Annotated in this window: 21 protein-coding genes, 3 tRNA genes and 1 other RNA gene; 17 read left to right on the top strand and 8 right to left on the bottom strand. The window is 37.6% G+C overall.

Translation table 11 applies throughout. The features are described from left to right. A partial coding sequence (locus M472_RS45865; RefSeq protein ID WP_200859600.1) for a LuxR C-terminal-related transcriptional regulator occupies positions 1-172 on the bottom strand: 172 nt, incomplete at its 3' end. Positions 173-286: 114 nt separating this feature from the next. On the opposite strand from M472_RS45865, the gene M472_RS28350 reads away from it, so the two are divergent. After that, complete coding sequence (locus M472_RS28350; protein WP_144062642.1) at positions 287-652, top strand: site-specific integrase; 366 nt, start codon at positions 287-289, stop codon at positions 650-652. A 47-nt stretch (positions 653-699) separates the two neighbouring features. Here the strand turns inward: M472_RS28350 and M472_RS28355 are convergent, their stop codons facing one another. After that, positions 700-2,553 carry a hypothetical protein gene (locus tag M472_RS28355; RefSeq protein ID WP_021069229.1) on the bottom strand — a complete coding sequence of 618 codons (1,854 nt, stop codon included), beginning with the start codon at positions 2,551-2,553 and terminating at the stop codon, positions 700-702. A 422-nt stretch (positions 2,554-2,975) separates the two neighbouring features. On the opposite strand from M472_RS28355, the gene M472_RS28360 reads away from it, so the two are divergent. The 5 genes from M472_RS28360 (at position 2,976) to M472_RS28385 (ending at position 7,159) form a co-directional block, all read left to right on the top strand. After that, the gene (locus M472_RS28360; RefSeq protein WP_021069230.1) at positions 2,976-3,320 is read left to right on the top strand and encodes a hypothetical protein; all 345 of its coding nucleotides are present in this window, start codon (positions 2,976-2,978) and stop codon (positions 3,318-3,320) included. A gap of 800 nt (positions 3,321-4,120) precedes the next feature. Then, entirely contained in the window at positions 4,121-4,732 is a 612-nt protein-coding gene (locus M472_RS28370; RefSeq protein WP_144062643.1) for a hypothetical protein, read from the top strand. A 127-nt stretch (positions 4,733-4,859) separates the two neighbouring features. Continuing rightward, a complete protein-coding gene (locus M472_RS28375; protein ID WP_021069233.1) occupies positions 4,860-5,615 on the top strand; it encodes a hypothetical protein in 756 nt (251 codons plus the stop codon). Between the two features lie 408 nt (positions 5,616-6,023). Further along, positions 6,024-6,632, top strand: a complete 609-nt coding sequence (locus tag M472_RS28380; protein ID WP_021069234.1) for a DUF3885 domain-containing protein — start codon at positions 6,024-6,026, stop codon at positions 6,630-6,632. 149 nt (positions 6,633-6,781) lie between these two features. Next, a complete protein-coding gene (locus M472_RS28385) occupies positions 6,782-7,159 on the top strand; it encodes a JAB domain-containing protein (RefSeq protein WP_081643102.1) in 378 nt (125 codons plus the stop codon). A 156-nt stretch (positions 7,160-7,315) separates the two neighbouring features. Here the strand turns inward: M472_RS28385 and M472_RS28390 are convergent. Next, positions 7,316-7,389 (bottom strand) — tRNA-Ile (locus M472_RS28390). Between the two features lie 86 nt (positions 7,390-7,475). On the opposite strand from M472_RS28390, the gene M472_RS0122440 reads away from it, so the two are divergent. The 3 genes from M472_RS0122440 (at position 7,476) to M472_RS28400 (ending at position 8,643) form a co-directional block, all read left to right on the top strand. Continuing rightward, the gene (locus tag M472_RS0122440; RefSeq protein ID WP_031301424.1) at positions 7,476-8,108 is read left to right on the top strand and encodes an HAD family hydrolase; all 633 of its coding nucleotides are present in this window, start codon (positions 7,476-7,478) and stop codon (positions 8,106-8,108) included. An 80-nt stretch (positions 8,109-8,188) separates the two neighbouring features. Continuing rightward, entirely contained in the window at positions 8,189-8,380 is a 192-nt protein-coding gene (gene rpsU, locus M472_RS28395; protein ID WP_021069236.1) for a 30S ribosomal protein S21, read from the top strand. A gap of 175 nt (positions 8,381-8,555) precedes the next feature. After that, positions 8,556-8,643 (top strand) — tRNA-Ser (locus M472_RS28400). A gap of 262 nt (positions 8,644-8,905) precedes the next feature. Here the strand turns inward: M472_RS28400 and M472_RS28405 are convergent. After that, positions 8,906-9,943 carry a hypothetical protein gene (locus M472_RS28405; protein ID WP_021069237.1) on the bottom strand — a complete coding sequence of 346 codons (1,038 nt, stop codon included), beginning with the start codon at positions 9,941-9,943 and terminating at the stop codon, positions 8,906-8,908. A 136-nt stretch (positions 9,944-10,079) separates the two neighbouring features. Here M472_RS28405 and M472_RS28410 point away from each other — a divergent pair, with 136 nt between their 5' ends. From M472_RS28410 to M472_RS28420, 3 genes are all read left to right on the top strand, one after another. Continuing rightward, positions 10,080-11,213: an NAD(P)-binding domain-containing protein gene (locus M472_RS28410; protein WP_021069238.1), complete on the top strand. Its 1,134-nt coding sequence runs from the start codon at positions 10,080-10,082 to the stop codon at positions 11,211-11,213. A gap of 170 nt (positions 11,214-11,383) precedes the next feature. Beyond that, positions 11,384-12,832: an FAD-dependent oxidoreductase gene (locus tag M472_RS28415; protein WP_021069239.1), complete on the top strand. Its 1,449-nt coding sequence runs from the start codon at positions 11,384-11,386 to the stop codon at positions 12,830-12,832. A gap of 138 nt (positions 12,833-12,970) precedes the next feature. Further along, complete coding sequence (locus M472_RS28420; RefSeq protein WP_021069240.1) at positions 12,971-15,469, top strand: cation-translocating P-type ATPase; 2,499 nt, start codon at positions 12,971-12,973, stop codon at positions 15,467-15,469. A gap of 43 nt (positions 15,470-15,512) precedes the next feature. Here M472_RS28420 and M472_RS28425 read toward each other — a convergent pair whose 3' ends face one another. The 3 genes from M472_RS28425 to M472_RS45150 all read right to left on the bottom strand — a co-directional run bounded on the left by M472_RS28425 (position 15,513) and on the right by M472_RS45150 (position 17,076). Then, positions 15,513-16,079 carry a dihydrofolate reductase family protein gene (locus M472_RS28425; protein ID WP_021069241.1) on the bottom strand — a complete coding sequence of 189 codons (567 nt, stop codon included), beginning with the start codon at positions 16,077-16,079 and terminating at the stop codon, positions 15,513-15,515. A 77-nt stretch (positions 16,080-16,156) separates the two neighbouring features. Then, positions 16,157-16,524, bottom strand: a transfer-messenger RNA (tmRNA) gene (ssrA, locus tag M472_RS44875). A 126-nt stretch (positions 16,525-16,650) separates the two neighbouring features. After that, complete coding sequence (locus tag M472_RS45150) at positions 16,651-17,076, bottom strand: hypothetical protein (protein WP_144062644.1); 426 nt, start codon at positions 17,074-17,076, stop codon at positions 16,651-16,653. A 4-nt stretch (positions 17,077-17,080) separates the two neighbouring features. Here M472_RS45150 and M472_RS45155 point away from each other — a divergent pair, with 4 nt between their 5' ends. Next, complete coding sequence (locus M472_RS45155) at positions 17,081-17,527, top strand: hypothetical protein (protein WP_144062645.1); 447 nt, start codon at positions 17,081-17,083, stop codon at positions 17,525-17,527. Positions 17,528-17,650: 123 nt separating this feature from the next. Continuing rightward, a complete protein-coding gene (locus M472_RS28435; protein WP_021069244.1) occupies positions 17,651-18,379 on the top strand; it encodes a nitroreductase family protein in 729 nt (242 codons plus the stop codon). A 39-nt stretch (positions 18,380-18,418) separates the two neighbouring features. Here M472_RS28435 and M472_RS28440 read toward each other — a convergent pair whose 3' ends face one another. Continuing rightward, on the bottom strand, positions 18,419-19,417 hold the full coding sequence (locus M472_RS28440; RefSeq protein ID WP_021069245.1) for a beta-ketoacyl-ACP synthase III: 999 nt from the start codon (positions 19,415-19,417) through the stop codon (positions 18,419-18,421). Between the two features lie 341 nt (positions 19,418-19,758). On the opposite strand from M472_RS28440, the gene M472_RS28445 reads away from it, so the two are divergent. The 3 genes from M472_RS28445 to M472_RS28455 all read left to right on the top strand — a co-directional run bounded on the left by M472_RS28445 (position 19,759) and on the right by M472_RS28455 (position 20,607). After that, positions 19,759-19,832, top strand: a tRNA-Pro gene (locus tag M472_RS28445). A 98-nt stretch (positions 19,833-19,930) separates the two neighbouring features. Continuing rightward, a complete protein-coding gene (locus M472_RS28450) occupies positions 19,931-20,347 on the top strand; it encodes a hypothetical protein (protein WP_021069246.1) in 417 nt (138 codons plus the stop codon). Positions 20,348-20,412: 65 nt separating this feature from the next. Beyond that, positions 20,413-20,607 carry a hypothetical protein gene (locus M472_RS28455; RefSeq protein ID WP_021069247.1) on the top strand — a complete coding sequence of 65 codons (195 nt, stop codon included), beginning with the start codon at positions 20,413-20,415 and terminating at the stop codon, positions 20,605-20,607. Positions 20,608-20,659: the final 52 nt, after the last annotated feature.

Genomic DNA, 20,659 nt, shown 5'->3' on the forward strand with positions numbered 1-20,659 from the left:
CGAAGCCCAGAAGTTCCTGAAAGGAGTATTCGCTGCCTGCAAACAGCTGCATATAGGTATTGACCGTATTGCGGGAAATACCCAGAACGGAACCTATTTTACGGTTACTGTAACCGTCCAGATGTAATGTGAGTATTTGTTTTAAGTCCATCGGATCAAGTTTGTTGGCCATATCGCTGTATTTAGAGCGACAAGGTAATTCTTTCCCGATCTTTTTGAAGTGGCACAATTCGAACCGTAAAAAACGGAGCGATGGAAGAAAACTAAACCACTAAAGTGGCATCATTTGAACCGTAATAGCTGGCACCATCCGACCGAAATGACTGGCACAAATCAAACCGTAATATCCAAAAGTATAGATGAAAATCAAAATATCTTCTCTAAAGACTTAATTCCCTTTAATGAGGCATACTTTAGTACAGCTTGGAAGAGGATGTGGTCAAAAATGTCTAAAATTAATCTAGTAGAAGATAACCATACTATTTATTCATTCAGGCATACATCTGCTGTGAAAATCTATAGACAGACCAAAGACTTACATCTGCTTCAACAGCTTATGGGACATTCTGATATGGTGGTTACTTTGAAATATTTACGAGGTTTGGGTGTTAATAATGTAGATGAGTTAAAGTTGGTTGTTCCATCTTTATAAGAGATTATCCCCCTGAAAATATGGGGGGATAATCAATTTAATCAAACTTAATTTCTACCATGTAGAAAATAACCTTTTACAGGTTTTCCTTCAAGGCGATAAGTTACTTCTTGAGCATCAAAATACTTCTTTATATCACTAGCATTAACATTTTTTGGCACATTAAACTGGTTGTAGATTTTAGAAAGCTCACATTTTATATACAGAGAAGGATATTTATTACCACAATGAAAAGTAGAATGTACATAGTTTCTGAGATTTTTTGATACCTCCAAAATATTACGTGTTTTTAGTAGATACATTTTTTCCATTTTAGGAGTACTGAAATTTAGTTCTTCCATTTTGTCATAACCCAATTTAATATAAAGCTCATAAAGACGAGGGTTTTCTTGCTTAAGTTTTTGATATTCTGAAAGTCCCGAAAAATTAATAGTCAAGCGTCCATTATCATCTTTTGAGTGAAATTCTTTACTATCATAGAATCTAATTTTATCTATAATCAATTTGTTTTTAATAGATCTGCCAATTCTTGTACTATGCAAAACACGCCTATCTTCCTTTGAGACTTGAAAACCCGACTCTATAATCTTAACATTAAATCCAGTTTTTTTCCAACAATCAGTTATAGACTGTTTGTTATTGTATTTATAGTTTGCCAATGCCACATATACACCAGAGTCAACTTTACTATGGTTAATAACAGCCTTACCAGTTGTACTTTCAATATCAGCATATTTACTAACTTCCACTTTCATGTTTTCTATAAATTCAGCCCCATCATTAGTGAAAACAAGATTCTCATTAATATAATTTAATGCTAAAACACTATTCTGGGCATTAATTTTTCTGTCAGCTATGATGTTATTTGGATTTACAGTTGCTAAATTTCTACAATTTGTAATATGGTAAACCTCTTTAGCTTTGTTCCTTAAACGCCCAATTGCTTGAGTACCTTTAATCTCGATATCAAAACAAGTCTGCTGTAAGTTTGCATCGGAAATTAAGACAATGATTGCATTTTCATCATTCAAATCCCAACCCTCATTATATTTTGCCGTGTAAAAGTTGAGCTTTTTAAAATCCTGTTGACCTAACTCTGCAAATAACCCTCTTAAATCTCCTAATTTTCCAATATTCTCTTTTGTATTAGCACAAAATATATTAACATCATCTTTCTTCTTTAGCAAACTTACGACCTCCACAATTGATCTAACACTATTGTAGAATAAATGTACATTTGAATTTTGAATCAATCTTGCATCCTCGATAAAATTGATCAACACTCCATAGATGTCTTTTGAAAAAACCACATTAACATCTTTATTCAAATGTTCAGAGACAATTTTTACTCTAGTAAATTGATCAAACCTAGGGTCACTCAAACTAAATGGAGTAGCAGAAATGAGCGCCTTATTCTCAAACTCAAATAAAAACTCCAATGGCTTTATCATATTCTCCCGATAACCTAATTCTGTTGCGATAGTATGATATTCGTCCAACAGTAAAAAGCACTCTTTATATGGATCAAATCCCAAATCTAGGCATGCATCTACCAATTTAGGGAAACTATCCGGAGTACTTAATACCTTAATGTACTTCCCTGAATCCAAGCAGCTTGCAATTTCTTTCTTCAATCTGTTTTTTGTAATTCCGCCGTACACACCAATTATATCTTGATTAGCACGCTTCTTGCTTTCAATTGTAGGAATATTTGGAACAACTATGATACTATGTCTTTGACTATTCAACTCTAATGTAGTTCCTCCGATACCACATCTTCCTTTATTAATAATCGTATTTGAGGGGGTTAAGTCAAACGCTTTATCTAAATATTCATTATTACGCAAATTTATAACTTTCTCTTTCCTTGCTTCATCTACTTCATTCTCAATGTTATCCATAACATAATATATTCACTGTCAGAGATGTAAATCTAACTGTTACTTTTTTCTATTTTTTTTACATATGTATATAGTAAGATGCATTTTTTACAATAAAAAGTTACATCCATCTTAATAGATACTATTAAACAAATTTTTAATAAAACTTTCTTGGGGCTATAGGATTATGTTTGATTCTATTACTGCGTACCCATTCATCACTCTTACCAAAAAATCAACCAACTGCAAAGGAAAGTAAAATATATGAGAAAAACAAATTTATTTTTTAAAATATTTTGTTTTATGAAATAAATTCTGTATAGACACAACTGAAAGCCTCCCTACCAACAATTCCCCCGACTAAATCTTAGGACTGGAACACCCCCAGTTATTAAGTTGTACTAATTAATTTCTAACTCTACTAAATTAAAAAAGAAAAGATTATGGTCACTATTACAGGTTATGAAAAAAGGACAGGAGACAACGGCGAATTCTTTCTATTAGAGCTTCAAGGAGACTTGGAGTTTGCCTATTCCAAGAAAACAGGACAACCCTATGCTACGGCTAAAAAATGTCTTATACCAAGTACATTTAATGAGGCTGTATGTCAGGCTTCAATTGGTAAACAGATGCGAGGTTCAATAATCAAGACTTCTGTAGAGCCATACGAGTATACTATAGAAGAGACAGGAGAGATTGTAACTCTAGCTTATAGGTATACTTATTCTCCACAAGAGAATGTCACAGAAGAGCTTAAACCCCAAGAGGCAGAGCCCGTTCTTATCTAGACGATTAAACCAAAAGGGTAGTGCAATAGAAGTATTACCCTTTCACCTTTTACTAATTCAAAATAATACTCTAATGATGAGCCAACATATGGTCTTACAAAACTATAAGGAAAAAAGTTTGTTGGTAGTCAAAACTAATGGACAACTAATCAGAATATATTGCCCATTTCCTGTAAAGAATCAGGAGGGAGTTTTTTTGACGGTCACAGCAATTATCCATCAAAATAAAGGTTTTCCGTATTTTGCCATTGATGGCACATATTATATTTATAGCTTATTTGTGATTTTGGCTTATTAAATGACACTAGCTAAAGCACACACTAAGACGAGCTTTTGCCTTTACGTCAAAAATATGTAATTTGCACCATTAAACGTTTTACAAAAACAGGAGGTATGCACATCAAAAAATAATAGAATCATCAAAAAAATAAAATAATTAGCGTTAGCTTAAAAGTTCTTGTGAAAGAAGAAAACCTGAGAAATTTTCAAACTACACAACAAGGACAGTTAGAGTTAGCGTCTTACGTCATTATATATCTATATAAGAGCGTGGGGCGTAACCTATCTGTTTGTTTGTGTAAGGCCTTCTCAGGTGCCTCTTTCAGCAATCAGCTCTAGGTTATAGTCTCACGCTTTTGTATTTATCATACCAAAAAAAACCTTAGAGACAAGGTTCATTTTACCCCATGGACGTTACATATTTAAAACTTTTGTCTTACATTACAATCGGAGCATTATCCCAATATTCTTGCCTTAATCAAGGAAGTCACAATGAAGTTTCACTTAAAACTGAAAGCCATATGGTACAATCTAATTTAAGTCCATATTTAACAGGTGATTTTAGTGACCCCAATGATCCAAAAAACAAATATTCTAAAGAAGAACAAGCCAAAGCTTATAAAACAGTGTACTTGGGCATGACAAAAAAGATGTTTGAAAAGGTTATGCCACAAAATATTGAAGTAATAAATGGCAACAAATACGAAATTAAAACCAAATTTACATACGACGGAAAACTAATATGGATACAATTTAGGAGCAAGTTTGTTCAGGATGATAAAGAGATAGACTTAAAAAAGGATCTCATAGATATAATTACCACTAGATATGGAGAATGTACAAGGCGATATAAGCCCTTTATGGTGCCAGCAGATGACTTTATCAGTAAACGTGAAGTTCTTTCAAATGTTGAGACATACTTCTGGGACATAGGAGATAAAAAAGTCAAGATAGCAGGAATTCCTAAATGGGATCAAGATGTGTCTGGTACAGACCAATATTTGGTATATCCAACATTAACTATTTACAGTGATTCGCTAAAAGAGGTACATATAAAGGAAGTTGAGGGATTCGTAGATGCTGTAATTAAAGAAATTAATGACAAGAAAAAAGATGAATCTAACAACTTTTAATAGTTAATCCTAGGTTGGTTATAGTAATAGGTCATTTCTTGCTATTACCAGTTTGTTATTGCAGCTATTGATCGGAGTCGTTCCAGTTAACCAAATACTAATAGAAGGCATTTTTATGTGAAATATTATGAATATATATATTAACTTTTTAAACAGTTATAAAAAAATAATGAAAACCAGATTGTTAATTATTTTCCTTGCTATAACAAATACAGCTCTAGCACAAAATCCTTGGAAAACAGCAGTAGAACAGACGCTACCAGAATATATTCCTCTACCAATGGATAGGTTATTCCAAGCAGGGCAAATTTTCCAAAACAAACACAATACAGAAATAAAAGAACTATTAGCTAGAGATGCTGAAAGTATTCGTGCGCACAGAGAGCTACACCTTGAAACAAAATATTTCAAAAATCTTTTTAATGGCACCCATGAAGTTACTACAATTATTCAAGGAAAAAGAATAACAAAAGCAAAGGTGGTTGTATCTAACAATCTTATTCAAAAATTCATTCTTGGAAATGAAATTTACACTGCTCCAGAAAAACTTAAAGTGCCATCCGAAATAATAAATGGTTACTGTAAAGTGTTTGCTGAATATAATGCCAGCTTAATCCCAATTGAATTTTATTTTACTGATTTATATTCTAGTTCTTCTGTAACGGCTTTATCACCAAGCGATTCAGAAGATCTTTTATATTCACTCGGTGAAAAATCAATCATCCCTGTTTATGAAACACCTAGCTCTATATCTCCAATTTTTCATATAACCAAAAAAAATCAAAGTCAAGTTACTGTATTGGAAAAAAATAACAATACAGGATATGCAAAGGTAAAAATTGGAGCTCTGCTAGGCTACATAGTAAATAGAAGAATTAAATAAATGTTTACTTGTTTAAAATAACATAATGAATTTTAGCGATTTATCTTCTGTTTTGAATGTTTTGGAGAAATTCTCGAACACTAAGATCACAATTTTTCCAGAGTCGAGTTGGCGACCAGGAGACCATTCTACCTCTTGGGATGAAGTGTTTATAGAAAATTTGCCTAGTGACGAGTGTCTTGTTGAATTGTTGGTGAGTTTTTTAAAAATTTATCCCTCCCATGGTTTTGTTTGTTACAATAGAGACTATGAAAGGATTCAATTTATTGCCCACTTTAAAAAATCAATGTCGGTTATACAACGTCCACCCTTTTCAGAGTCAAGTTTTAAGGAGAGTTCAAACCTCTACCATTCTTTTCTCCTATATTTAGGAAATACTTATCACACACTAAGAAACAAAGAATAATTTTGAAGTCAAAGTGCTTTTCAACCACGGGGGTAACTTATTCAAGTTTTCCAAAGGGTAATCCAAAAGCTATCTTTTTTGAGATTGAAACCAAATACCAATTAGTTATTTCTACATGGCTAGGTTATGGACAACAAACCCAACAGAAGCTATCTAGGATGTTAGAACTAGCTATAAATGTTTTTGAGGATATTTTTGAAGCCCCAACAACCCCTGTTGTAGCAATGATCAACCATTGGGATACAACGAAGGATGTATATATGCTTAATCAATTTGAAGCCTATAGGATAGGGGATTTTATGTCTGAAACCTTTGTAGACGAAACACAGGAAGTAGAAAAGGTGCAAATTTACTTCCAAACAACAGCAGGAGATATAAATTACAAGAATATCTTTAATAGGTTTTTTCTGCGTGATTATCACTTATCTAATGAAGTAAATAGTAGAATCTTTTTTGTCCATCCAACAAAGCAAGTTTACTTACTGTATTTTGATAGTGAGATCATAGTCGGTAGCAATGATTTAAATCAGCTTATACCATATTTTGATAAGTATCAACCCCATATAGAGACGGCAAGAAGAAAGCAGTTTTTAGAGCAATTTAAACACTAACTAATCATGAATAGTCTTTCCATATTGGAGAGACTATTTTATTTATTAACCTTTTTATTAAAGAAAAAATAACAGTGAATAATCTATCTAAAGTATCAGAAATTGAAGTCTTTTTTAGACCTAAGTATAAGGCTTCTGAGCGACCTAAAATGACAAGCTCAAAGGATGCCTATCTTATATTAATAGACGTCTGGAAGGAGGGACTAATGCAGTTTACAGAGGAGTTCAAAGTCATACTCCTAAATAGTGCCAATAGAGTGCTAGGGATAGTGGATATTGCTAAAGGAGGGAAGGATTATGTGCCTGTGGATATGAAACTGATATTTTCAATTGCACTAAAAGCTTCTGCTTCTAAAATTATACTAGCCCACAATCATCCGTCAGGATCTTTAGTTCCAAGTTCAGCAGATAAACAGTTAACTCAAAAATCAATTGAAGCATCAAAGGTGTTGGATATTGAAATTTGTGACCATATAATCGTATCTAATGAGGGATATTTTAGCTTTAGAGATGATGGTTTAATGTGAGTAAAATAATGAGTAAAATTGAGGCAAATGATGTCTCTTAGATTGTTATAAAAGAATAAATGTAAACACTTACTAGTTGAATAAAAAACAATGCTTAAAAGGCTTCTAAAATGGTTTAAAACAAAAAATCCCCATATTACTATGAGGATTTTTCTGTGCGCCCACCTGGGCTCGAACCAGGGACCAAAAGATTATGAGTCTTCTACTCTAACCGACTGAGCTATAGGCGCAGCTTTTTTTGTTTACCAAAAGTGTAACATTGTTCCCTTTTGGTGATGCAATTATCGATATTTGTATCGAGAAAACAAAATTTTCTATGCAAAAAATTGAAAATATTATTTTGGATTACGGCAATGTAATCTTTATGATTGACTTTATTAAGTCACAAGATGCTTTTACTCAATTGGGTATCTCCAATGCTGGAGAAATATTCGCTCATCATGGTCAAATTACATTATTTGATGATTTTGATAAAGGAAATATAACTCCTGATGAATTTCGAGATGGAATCCGAGAATTAACCAATAATTCTGGATTGACAGATTCGGAGATTGATAATGCTTGGAATGCTTTGTTGATTGGAGTTCCGCCGGGAAAGCACGAACTGTTACTCGGGTTGCAAGCTAAATTTAGAACGTTTCTTTTAAGCAATAACAATGCTATTCACTATGCTTACTGCATGCGGCATATACAAGAAGAGTACGGGATAAAAGACAATACTATTTTCTTCGAGAGAGCATACTATTCTCATTTGATGGGAATGCGTAAGCCTGAAGCGAATATTTTTAATGCAGTGCTGGACGAAAACAGATTGATCGCTGGCAATACTTTATTTGTGGACGATAGTCCTCAACATCTAGAGACAGCCTCTTTGCTAGGTATGCATACGGCATTATGTACTAAAGAAAACCCCTTAGATAAAATTATAAAAGATTGGAATTTGCTTTAAAAAATATTTCACAATATAAGATATAATTTCTACCTTTGCAGCCACAAGAATTTTTCAACGGAAGGAGGTATACAGGAACTATGATTATTATTAATGTTAAAGAGGGAGAATCTCTAGATAGAGCATTGAAACGCTTCAAGAAGAAATTTGAGAAGACGGGTGTAGTACGTGAGCTTCGTGCTCGTCAAGCATTCGAGAAAAAATCTGTATCACGTCGCATCCAAGTTAAAAAAGCGATTTACAAACAAGGATTACAGCAAGAGCAAGCGTAGTTGTTGTTTACAGTATAGAAGAGATCAACTGAATAAGTTGGTCTTTTTTATTTTGTACAATTTTGCAATAAAGAGATTATTTTTTTATTGCAGAGCTAGTTAGAAGAAAACATTTAAAATAAGTTGATTTTCTTTTTTTAAACTGACTATAAATTGTATCTTCGTGCTCGCTTAGGGAGAGATGTCTGAGTGGTTGAAAGAGCAGACCTGGAAAGTCTGTATACGGGATGACTGTATCGTGGGTTCGAATCCCACTCTCTCCGCAAAAACAAAGACCTTCATCGAAAGATGGAGGTCTTTGCGTTTAAGAGGTATGAGAACTAGAAGAACTGGGTTCGATGATGGCTTACACGTGGCTAGCTGTACTTCTCCTGTAATTCGAGCTTTTTTATTCTAACTCTTATCACACTAGGAGTGTGTTAGTGTATTTTAGTCAACTTATTGGTGGAGGCACTCACACAAATTTAGAAATATGAAAAATCCAGTGAAAGTAAGTTGTATATTATAAGTTTGTTATAAAGAACTTTAAAAATCAATCAAGTTTTCTTTCAGATTAGAAGATTCATGTTCTAATAATTCTTTGTAAAACAGATTAGCCTGTTTTTTGCTTAGCATCTGATGTTTTATATAATGCTCTTTACGATAACGTGCTGCCCTTAAAAAGTAGGCTTGAAATTCTTTTAGATCATAGCGGCCATAGAGATTGAAATAAGTACACATATCACCTAAAAATTCCACAACATAATCCGATGTCTTTTCATCTAGAGTCTGAGACCAACCTATAACTTCACAGTAGTTTGGGTGCGGTGTGGTGCCGATAAACTCTCTGTACTCTTCAGGAGTGCTGTCAAAGAGCAATTCCAGTTCTCGTTTGTTGATAGTAATAGTTTGTTTAAAGTCTGTCGTGTCACTCATCAACTGACCTATGAGTTCATACTGTGTGTCCTGATCGACAAAAAAGTCCGCTGTGATGACGAGCCAACCAGGTTCCAATATTAATGTTCGAAGACCATGCGTTCTTAGCAAAGCTTTACAGGCAGAATTATAATCCACACCATCTTTCCGATTGTAGACAAAAACCCGTATCTGAGTGTTGTTTTCCTCTTCATGATAGTACATTTTACAGTCATTGTACACACCTACTTCCCATAGAACCTCCGAAATCTTATAATAATTAGGTTGATTGTCTAACGATGTGTCTTTTTCCTTATAGCTATTAAAAGAAAGATAGTCTCCATTCATCATTCGACCATCCACTTCGTATACGGTATTACCATGTTTATACTCCATACTCAAAAAAGAAAGATAATCTTTGCCGAATCCCTCTTTATACTGTGATGTCATTACCGGAGCACTGTCATCTTGGGTATATAAAATAATAGAAGTGTCGCCATTGCTATAGATATGATAAGCCAAGCGATCTTTAAAGTTATACCGAACTACCATCGAGCTGTCCACTGTTATTCTACTGGCAACTTTAGTAGGTGAGGAGTAAGAGAGGCCATATACAAGATTACCAATCAAAAGTACAAACAAAGTACACACAAGTTTTTTTGTTTTCATTTTTATTATTTAATACCTCAAAAGTAAAAACGATTCCTCGTTCCATATTAGCGAATTTACAATTCGTTGATAAACTTTATAATTCGTATTTTGAAATAATATCGGTCTGCCGGTAGGTTAATTTGGGATAAGAAATATGGATAAGAACTCAAATCGTACAGAGAATAAGAAAGTGAATTTTTTGGAATCTAATATAGCCGTATTTTACAAAGTTGATATTGTAGTGATAGGAGCAGGGCAAGCCGGTTTATCAGCGGCCTATTATCTTAAAAAAGCAGGTTTAGTATCAGGCAAAGGTTTTGTTGTCTTAGATGATGAGTTTGGAGCTGGTGGTGCATGGCAGCACCGTTGGGACTCATTGACTTTGCAGAATGTAAATGGAATAAATGATTTGCCAGGAATGAGCTTCTCCGACACGGTGGATATAACAGACAAAGAGCTGCAGGCCAATGTTGCGTTACCTAAGTACTACGAGCAGTACGAGCGAGCGTTTAATTTACCAATAATACGTCCTGTAAAAGTTAATCGTGTAACGGAACGCAACGGACGTTTTTTAGTACATACCAATGGGACGCAGTTTAATGCCAGAGGTATAATTAACGCAACAGGAACATGGAAGACGCCTTATTGTCCGAAATACCCCGGCTGGGAGCTATTTAAAGGCTTACAATTGCACACGGGGGATTACAAGACTGCAGAAGAGTTTGCTGGAAAGCGAGTTGTTATAGTAGGAGGAGGGATTTCAGCAGTCCAATTACTTGGCGAAATATCAAAGGTTGCTAAGACGACATGGGTAACCCGCAGACCTCCTGATTTTAGAAACTATAAATTCAGTCCCGAGCTCGGACGGGAAGCTGTCGCTATGGTAGACCAACGCGTGCGTGAGGGATTACCTCCCAATTCGGTAGTATCGGTTACTGGCCTTCCTATTACTCCTGCTATTCAATGGATGCTCGATCGAGGAGTATTAGAACGAAAGCCTATGTTTAAAGAATTTACCGAGACGGGGGTGCGCTGGGAAGACGGAACCACGCTGGATGCAGATATTGTTTTTTGGAATACAGGCTTTCGGCATTCGCTAGGTCATTTAATCCCACTTCAACTAATGAACGAAGAGGGAGGCATAACAATGTCAGGTCAGCTCGCGACTCAGGTTGCTGACGATCATCGGATTCATCTCACAGGTTACGGCCCCTCAGCCTCTACTATCGGAGCCAATCGTGCGGGTAGAGCCGCTGCGCGCGAACTTATGGATTATCTGGGGTTGTAACACTTCTTAACTTGAGTAAAGAAAAGCCTACATGTTTTCAAGGATAAGTTACAAAATGACTCCTTTTTTTAGGAAGAAAACGTGCTTTTTTGGAGAGATTGCTTTAAATTTGTGCGTCCGTATAGGGTAGCCGTTCAGAGACTTGTTTCTCCTGACAGAATTGAAAAGAATTGAAAGAACAAATAACACCGATCAAGACGTATTGGACTGCTTGTAAAGACTGTCGCGGACGTGGAAAAAAACGGCGTAAGTTAACTAAGAAAGTAAAACTACGCTACCAACATGAACTAGAGCGCTTCGAAAATTCTGATCGGAGCGGGGTTGCTCCTGAGCGTCCGCGCGGGCATCTATCTATCTGTATGAGTTGCGATGGTTCAGGTCTACAACAGACAGATCACCCTCCGATTGCAGATACAGAGCATTATCCACATGTAGCCATCATTGGCGGAGGTATAGGGGGCATGGCTTTAGCTGTCGCCTGCTACCATAGAAGCATTCCGTTTACACTTTACGAACGCGACAATGACTTTGAAGCACGGTCCCAGGGTTATGGGCTTACATTGCAACAAGCGAGTAAAGCAATGAAAGGTTTAGGTGTTTTCTTGGGTAATAGTGGAGTTGTATCTATACGTCATCTGGTACATGCCACAGATGGACGGGTATTAGGTCAATGGGGAGGAGGGATACCTGCTCCTAGATCGGAAGGAACTTCCGTCAAGCGGTCCAACATACATATAGCACGACAGTCTTTACGAAGCAGCATCTTAGAACAGCTTGGAGAGAGCAACGTTATACAGTGGGGACATCAGCTGATTGATGTCCAAGAAACCGCAGATCAACATTTAGAAATGTCTTTTTCTGTGAATGGAGCAATTAAGAGAGCCTCGGCCGATTTATTGGTTGGAGCAGATGGGATTCGTAGTACAGTACGTCGATTATTTATCGGCGAGGAGAGTAGTCCTTTACGTTATTTGGATTGTATGGTTATACTGGGCATCTGCCCTTTAGTGGAGCTTAAAAACCTTGAGAGCCCTTTGTTAGATTCCGAAACAGTATTTCAAACTGCCAATGGTAAGGAGCGGCTTTACGTGATGCCTTATACGGAAGACTCTGTGATGTGGCAACTTAGTTTTCCTATCTCCGAATCCGAGGCCCAGCAACTTAGCGGGTTAGGATCTCATGCACTAAAAGAAGAAGCTTGCCGACGCACACATTGGCATAGCCCTATCCCAGAGCTTATGGCTGCCACTCCTGTACCTAAAGTATCCGGATACCCCGTGTATGACCGCCGACAATTAACTCCGTTGGATTTTACTCCCGTTGGAAATATGACAGTATTGGGAGATGCAGCTCATCCTATGAGTCCATTTAAGGGGCAAGGAGCTAACCAAGCGCTGTTAGATGCATTATCCTTAGCTCGATTTATAGCGCAGGAATGTCCATTTGTCGATTGGAAAAATATAGGCCTACGAGACACCGTGTTAAAAGAGTTTGAAAAAGAGATGCTGATACGTAGCGCTTCCAAAGTCCAGGGCTCTGCTGATGCTGCACAGTTCTTGCATTCCGATATTGTTTTAGACGAGAGCAATCAACCAAGAGGCAAGTGTCGCCTAAGGTAATTAATAATCATGCTATTTCTTCCTTTCCCTTAAGTTTCGATATTTTTCTGACTTGTGTGAGATGAAGATAAATATGAACGTTATTTTGTGTAGATTTAGCTGGTGTCTAATACCTGGAAAACAATATATTGACAAGTCATGGGCTATAATATACCTGAACATCTTAAAGGACTTACAGAGCAAGAAGTGAAGCGCTCACAAGAACTTTCTGGCTACAATCAAATGGATGGACTGCATAAGAGCAATTGGCTCGAAATGCTGTTAGATATCCTAAAAGAACCGATGCTGATATTATTGTTCGCTATTTCCATAATCTATCTGATTGTAGGTGATTATGGCGAAGCGACTTTTATGTTGGTTGCTATTGCTCTAGTCTCTGCAATTTCCTTTTATCAGGACAATAGAAGCAAGAAAGCGCTGGAAGCGCTTGAAAAATTAAATGAGCCACTCAGTACTGTAATTCGACATGGGAAAGTGATACAGATTCCTACACACGAGGTCGCTGTTGGAGATTTATGCGTTACCGAGGAAGGTCAGATGATCAATGCCGATGGAAAGATTGTCCATAGTAACGACTTTTCAGTGAATGAATCCTCACTTACAGGAGAGAGTATGTCCATATTTAAAAATGTGGACAGTGACGATAAAAATCTCTACAGCGGTACTGTTACAGTCTCCGGTCTCGCCGTTTTCAAAGTCGATAAAATTGGGAAAGAAACCCGTATCGGCAAAATAGGCTCATCCATTGCTAACATACAAGAAGAAGCGTCTCCATTGCAACTGCAAATCACAAAGTTTGTAAAGACTATGGCTATAGCTGGTATTGCCATATTTGTGATGGTATGTACTGTCAACTATTATCAGAGCAGAAACCTCTTGGACAGTTTGCTGAATGGCCTAACATTAGCCATGTCGATACTTCCAGAAGAAATCCCTGTAGCGTTTACAACCTTCATGGCATTAGGTTCATGGAAGTTGATGCAGCAAGGGATTATCATCAAGCGCAGTTCCATTGTAGAAACATTGGGGAGTACTACGGTGATATGTACAGACAAGACTGGTACGATAACAGAAAACAGCATGCAGCTCAAATATCTCTATGACTACCAGACCGATCATACGTATGACAGTAGTTCATTTAACAGTCCATCAATAGATAGGCTCGTGAGTTATGCTATGTGGAGCAGCGAACCTATTCCGTTCGATCCGATGGAAAAAACCTTACACCAAGTGTACCAAAATACACAAAAACAGGACCTCAGAAAGACTTATAGTCTTTTTCACGAGTATCCTTTGGAAGGCAAACCTCCAATGATGACGCATCTCTTTGAGAATAAAAATCAAGAACGTATTATTGCTGCAAAGGGTGCTCCGGAGGCCATTCTTCAAGTATCGAGGCTTACCGATGCTGCGAAAGACAAGGTTCGTACTCTAATAGCAGAACTAGGCAAGCAAGGATACCGTATTCTTGGGGTTGCCAAATCTACCTTCGAAGGTTACAAGTTCCCAGTTAAACAGCAAGACTTTGAATTTGAGTTCTTGGGACTAGTAGTTTTTTATGATCCACCCAAAGCAGGTATCAGCGAAGTGTTCCAACAGATCTATGATGCGGGGATACAGGTGAAGGTTATCACGGGAGACAACGCGGATACCACGCGAAGTATAGCGAGTCAGGCAGGAATCCAACATACGGAGAAGGTGATCGGAGGTAAAGAGATTATGGATTACTCTGATCAGGATATGGAACAGGTAGCAGAAAACAATGTATTGTTTACCCGTATGTTTCCAGAAGCAAAACTAGCTGTGGTCAATGCCTTAAAAAGAAAAGGAGAGGTAGTCGCTATGCTGGGCGATGGTGTAAATGATGGGCCAGCACTCAAGGCTGCTCATATTGGCGTAGCGATGGGCGATAAAGGAACAGAGATTGCTAAAGCTGCGGCTTCATTAGTGTTGACAAATGACGATTTGTCGAAGCTGATCACTGGCATAGCTGCTGGAAGAAGAATATACAGTAATATAAAGAAGGCTATTCAATACATCATATCAATTCATATACCTATTATATTGACCGTATCGTTACCACTGTTTTTAGGATGGGTATTTCCACAGATTTTCACACCCGTACATGTTATATTTCTAGAATTGGTAATGGGCCCTACCTGTTCTATCGTTTATGAAAATGAGCCTATGGAAAAGAATACCATGAAAGTTCCCCCACGACTCATGACCGATACGTTCCTGAATTGGAAGGAGCTAGGAATTAGTATCGTACAGGGAATTGTGATTACAATAGGCGTACTTTTGGCTTACCAGATTACTGTACAGCATGGGGGGACAGAAGAGAAAACCCGTGCTATGGTGTTTACCACACTTATTTTTGCTAATATTCTGTTGAGTCTTGTCAATAGATCCTTCTACTACAGCATATTCCAAACGATGAAATACCGGAATAATTTGTTAACAGGGGTAACTATAATCACCTTAGCCATGTTGTTTTCTATTTTGTTTTTTAAACCTTTCTCCGATTTTTTCGCGGTAACAAGCTTGACGATGTTCGAATTAGCACTAGCTTTAGGAATAGGTGCGGTGTCGGTTTTATGGTTTGAAGTCTATAAGTTTGTAAAGAGAAAAAAGTAACTGTTTATTGGTCCCGCTGCGATACAGACCAATATATTATTGCTTAATGCATCTGAACAACTGAGGACGGATCGTTAGGTAACTTCTTTCGATAATGTAATTGTACCAACCCCGTATCAAAGGTTTTAGCATTAATGAGTTCCAAAAGCAACTCCTGTCTGCCATCTTTAAATAACCTCGTGCCTCCCCCCAGTAGTACAGGTATGATCGATAAAATCAGTTCATCGATCAGCTCTTCTTTTAAGAAAGCGTCGATTATCTCAGCACCACCGTCACAATATATATTCTTTCCGGGTTGGGATCGCAAGGTTTGCAAGAGCTCACCAACACTCCCCGAATAAAAAGTTGTACGACCTGTATTCGCCCTGGGCGTCTTTGTGATTACGTATACATTTCTTTCACCGTTATCGTAATGCGAAGCACCTAACTCTCTAACGACATAGTCATAGGTTTTTCTACCAATGATCAAGGTGTCTATAGTGGCTGTAAAATCAGCGTAGCCATAATCTTCACCCTCTTTTTCTACGATTTGAAGAAAACTCAGATCATCATTGGGTTTTGCGATGTAACCATCCAGACTAGCAGCGATGTAGATAGATAATTTTCTCATTGTTGTGGTTTTTATCTAATAAATTTCAATCATAGTAAAAAAAGGAATAGCTCAACTGATCAGTTGAGCTATTCGCCTTGTGGAGCCGGAGGGATTCGAACCCTCGTCCAAACGTAGTATGATTTACGCTTTCTACATGCTTAGCTTCTCTTTATTTGTCGGGAGAGGGAAGGTGAGTCGCTTACCTATACCTTTCTCCTTATCTGCTGTTTCTCGCCATTGCTTAGCAAAATCACAACGGCCAGTTCTATAGTTCGATGCCCCTAATGTTAAGCCGAAGAACATGACTTAACGGGACAAATAGCTATGCTAAGTCTAACTTAGGCAGCTAAGGCGTAGTTTTCTTCGCCAGTTAAAAGTGTGAAAGTTCAGATTAAAGTGCTAGACTCACAATGCACTGCATGCTTACATAACCATCGCTACCCTGTCAATTCCGGTCGACCCCTTAGTTATGTCTTGCAAATTTACATATATTATCCGAATGTACCGCGGTAAAAGCCGTAAATCTTTTTGATTGAAAACATTTTTCGTTATATTGTGTTATTCAATTTATTAATTAGTCAATTAAAATTTAGACACATATGTCAGTAGAAAGCCAAGCGGAAACTGTTGCCGACAACAAACAGGAAACAAAGAAGGAGCCTGCGAAAGCTCCAGCAATACCGAAAGCGGCAACTGCTGCTTCTAAAAAAACTACATCAACTGGTGTTATAGCTAAAAAAACACCTACAAAATCGACAAGCGTGAGTAAGCCTGCAGTAGCAAAAGCAGCAACTACATCGGCTAAAGCGGCTGCACCTGCAAAATCGACAAGTGCGAGTAAGCCTGCTGCTACAAAATCAGCACCAGCGTCGCTTAAAGCGGCTACACCTACAAAAGCGACGAGCGCGAGTAAACCTGCAGTAGCAAAAGCAGCAACTTCGTCGGCTAAAGCGGCTACACCTTCAAAATCGTCGAGCACGAGTAAGCCTGCAGTAGCAAAAGCTGCGATAAGCAAACCAGTGGTAGCGAAGAAGAACAGTACAAAGTCTGCGGATACTGAAATGCCAAAGTCAACTCCGGCACAAGTTTCTAATGATATATTAGTTCCTAGCAAAAAAGAGAAGACAGAAAAAAATATCGTCAAAAAGGAGAAAAAGAACGATAAGGAGAAAAAAGAGACTAAAGATAAAAGTAATATGAAGAAAAAAGATTCCAAAGCGGAGATAGCAAAAACCAACAAGAAAAAGGAAGCTGAAAAACCGAAATCAAAAGATGTTAAGTCCGCAAAAGATCTGAAGAAGAATAAGAAAGCAGATATTAAGGTCAAAGCAAAGAAAGTTTCTAAGAAATCTGAAAGCAAAAAAGATAAGAAGAAGAAAGAAGCTTTGAGCAAATTAAAATCAGTAATTAAAAACTTCTATGAAAAAGTTATGAAAGACCAGAAAAAAAAGTCAAAGAAAAAATAGTCACTGCTGGACTTGAAAGATAATATATATGGAAGATGTAAACGCCGCTTGGTCTCTGCTAAGCGGCATTTTATATTTCTTATTTTAATTACATAATACATATCTGCTTCTATCAAAATCTCTATGAATTTAGACGAGATACTACACTTTCGCCGCTCTGTTCGTGTATATGACAAAAATAAACCTCTTGATACTCCTAGGGTGCGACACTGCCTCGAGCTAGCTGCATTGGCACCCAATAGCTCCAACATGCAGCTCTGGGAGTTCTATCATATCACCGATCCAACGCTAATGCGAAAGATCTCCCACGCCTGTCTCGATCAGACAGCGACTTCTACCGCTGATCAAATCGTTGTTTTCGTAACCCGGCAAGATCTACATCGCAAACGAGCTCAGTATGTGCTTGACTTTGAAATAGGTAATATCCGGAGGAATAGCCCAGAGGATCGTCAGGCCAAGCGAATCAAAGACAGGCAACTCTACTATGGTAAAATAATGCCATTATTATATTCCCGTTTTTTTGGACTGTTGGGACTATTTCGTCAACTAATAACCAAAACGATAGGCTTATTTCGCTCCATAACCCGACAGGTATCCGAAAGTGACGTACGTGTTGTCGTACACAAATCCTGTGCACTGGCCGCACAAACCTTTATGATAGCTATGGCCAATGAGGGTTACGACACCTGTCCGTTAGAGGGATTCGACAGTCGTATGTTAAGAAAGGTACTACAGCTCCCTAGAGGAGCAGAAGTCAATATGGTTGTGTCCTGCGGGGTCAGAAAAGGTAATGAAGGCATCTGGGGAGAACGCTGCAGAGTTCCTTTTGATCAGATCTATATCGAAAAATAAAGAGAAAAGGCAGATTTCAAATCCGCCTTTTCTTATATATTATATCATCCATTTGAAGAGACTGGCCCCCCAGGAGAATCCGGCGCCAAAAGCTGTCAACATCACTAGATCTCCGGTTTTGATCTGTTTTAGGTTCTGCCAGATACATAATGGGATAGTGGCAGCAATCGTATTGCCCAGATATTCAATATTACTCAATGCGCGCCCTTCTGGTATATCCAGTGCACGTCCCACAGCATCAATAATACGTTGATTCGCTTGGTGTGGAACAAGCCAGTCGACGTCCTCTATGGTCAATCCGTTACGGTTCAAAACCTGAAAACAAGCATCACTCATTGACTGTACAGCATGTTTAAATACCGTCTTTCCATCCTGTTTTAAATAACGTTTGTCGGCTATGGCATCTGCAGCATCAAGTGGATACAGCGACCCGCCTCCTTCAATATTCAAGAAAGAACGTCCTGAACCATTACTTCGTAAATAAGCATCCATAATTCCTCCTTCCATTGAAGGCTCTAACCAAACAACACCTGCGCCATCACCGAAAAGGATATTTGTGGAGCGATCGTGGATGTCCACGTATGTACTAATATTATCGGCCCCTACGACCAGTACATTCTTATATCGTCGTGTCTCGATTAATGAAGCCCCAAGGTCTAAAGCATAAAGAAAACCTGAGCAGGCTGCATTCATGTCGAATGCCCAAACATTATCTATCCCTAATTTGTCAGCTATGATATTAGCTGTTGCAGGCATAGGCATATCTGGGGTCGAGGTAGCTACCAGCAAGGCGTCAATGTCATGTATATTCTTGTTGTATTTAGTAGCAAGGTCTTCAATAGCGCGCACAGCCATATCTGAAGTAGCTAGTTCTTCTTCAAGAATCCGACGTTCTTTGATTCCCGTACGCTTAACAATCCATTCGTCCGAAGTATCACAGATTTTTTCTAAATCGAGATTAGAACGCGTATTCTCTGGAATATATCCTCCAATACCGGTTATCGCTGCATAAAGTCTGTTCGGTACACTTGTACTCATAAAAATTCAGTAATCACAGTATTTGCTTTTCAGCAGTCACGTAAAATATTTTGTTATATCACTTAATGGTTTATTATGTATTAATCCAATTAAGAGGCGTAAAAATAGACTTTTATTCCGCAGTAGAAGAAAATAAGCGCAGATTGTGACAATTAGTTTACCCAAAAACACTCTATTTAGAATTATTCTACACTTATGGTTTACGATTGTATCGATCGGTCTGTTTAATGCCAAATTTTATTTTAAAACATACTTGTTGTCAAGAATTTTAAACTACATTTAGCCATTTAGGAATTACCCTTGCAAAACATTAATAAAAGATTTATTTTTGGTTTCCTTTTCGGGATGTAGCGTAGCCCGGTATCGCGCCAGCATGGGGTGCTGGAGGTCGTCGGTTCAAATCCGGCCATCCCGACTTACAAGATGAAGCTTTCTGTTTCAAACAGAAAGCTTTTTTTTTCGCATTTACAGTTCATTAATACGAATTGTAAATACTAAAAATAGGAATCTCCTTTGTTAATTATCCATATACACAGTGACGGAAACAAACTTCTGCCCTTACTGTTCATAGGGAAAAATCTTTCACAAGTAAAGAGAATCGTAGTAAATCAACAGCACACAATCTCAGTTTCCCTAGATAGCTTAACCCTACGCAACTATCCATTTATAACAAAAGATAGTGTCAATGGCACATATTATGCAAAATATACGGCCGATCAGAATGTCCCTGTCGCACTGAATGAATTGATATACTTTAAAGCACCGATTCTTCAAAACAAAATGAGACTATTACTATTCCTGACCTCTATCCTTGTCATACTCATGTCCTGTCGTGGCCGTGCTAACGACCATTCTTCCACAGCAGCTCGAGAACCTGTAGCAAACGAGAACGACGCTATAACTGACAGTACAAAATCATATACGCTGTAGCTTTTAAATAAAAAATATAAAACAACAGGACAGCAAGAATGCTTCGGTCGAGGTATTTGTTAATTATGGAGGACTCGATTTCAATATTGGTTAAGCTGTGGTTCTTGCTGATAGGGTTTGATCATTCCGAGTTCCATCGGGCTTCAGGAGAGCAGAGCAGTACCAGCATCAATCTTTCTACAGGACAGATAGAAGCTATAACTGGAGAAAACATGTTTGAGGAACAATTTTCCAAACCTCGAAAGACAAAAGGAAAGTGAAAGGCAAACAAGACCTATACCTTAGACAATTGCAACAGAAAAACCTATTTTG

The organism is Sphingobacterium paucimobilis HER1398 (assembly GCF_000416985.1).
GTDB lineage: Bacteria > Bacteroidota > Bacteroidia > Sphingobacteriales > Sphingobacteriaceae > Sphingobacterium > Sphingobacterium paucimobilis.

Coding starts and splice junctions, on each gene's coding strand:
- M472_RS28455 (WP_021069247.1), top strand. CDS start 20,413: ATGGAGGACTCGATTTCAATATTGGTTAAGCTGTGGTTCTTGCTGATA.
- M472_RS28360 (WP_021069230.1), top strand. CDS start 2,976: ATGGTCACTATTACAGGTTATGAAAAAAGGACAGGAGACAACGGCGAA.
- M472_RS28385 (WP_081643102.1), top strand. CDS start 6,782: ATGACAAGCTCAAAGGATGCCTATCTTATATTAATAGACGTCTGGAAG.
- M472_RS0122440 (WP_031301424.1), top strand. CDS start 7,476: ATGCAAAAAATTGAAAATATTATTTTGGATTACGGCAATGTAATCTTT.
- rpsU (WP_021069236.1), top strand. CDS start 8,189: ATGATTATTATTAATGTTAAAGAGGGAGAATCTCTAGATAGAGCATTG.
- M472_RS28440 (WP_021069245.1), bottom strand. CDS start 19,417: ATGAGTACAAGTGTACCGAACAGACTTTATGCAGCGATAACCGGTATT.
- M472_RS28355 (WP_021069229.1), bottom strand. CDS start 2,553: ATGGATAACATTGAGAATGAAGTAGATGAAGCAAGGAAAGAGAAAGTT.
- M472_RS28405 (WP_021069237.1), bottom strand. CDS start 9,943: ATGAAAACAAAAAAACTTGTGTGTACTTTGTTTGTACTTTTGATTGGT.
- M472_RS28425 (WP_021069241.1), bottom strand. CDS start 16,079: ATGAGAAAATTATCTATCTACATCGCTGCTAGTCTGGATGGTTACATC.
- M472_RS28370 (WP_144062643.1), top strand. CDS start 4,121: ATGGTACAATCTAATTTAAGTCCATATTTAACAGGTGATTTTAGTGAC.
- M472_RS28435 (WP_021069244.1), top strand. CDS start 17,651: ATGAATTTAGACGAGATACTACACTTTCGCCGCTCTGTTCGTGTATAT.
- M472_RS28375 (WP_021069233.1), top strand. CDS start 4,860: ATGAATATATATATTAACTTTTTAAACAGTTATAAAAAAATAATGAAA.
- M472_RS28410 (WP_021069238.1), top strand. CDS start 10,080: ATGGATAAGAACTCAAATCGTACAGAGAATAAGAAAGTGAATTTTTTG.
- M472_RS28420 (WP_021069240.1), top strand. CDS start 12,971: ATGGGCTATAATATACCTGAACATCTTAAAGGACTTACAGAGCAAGAA.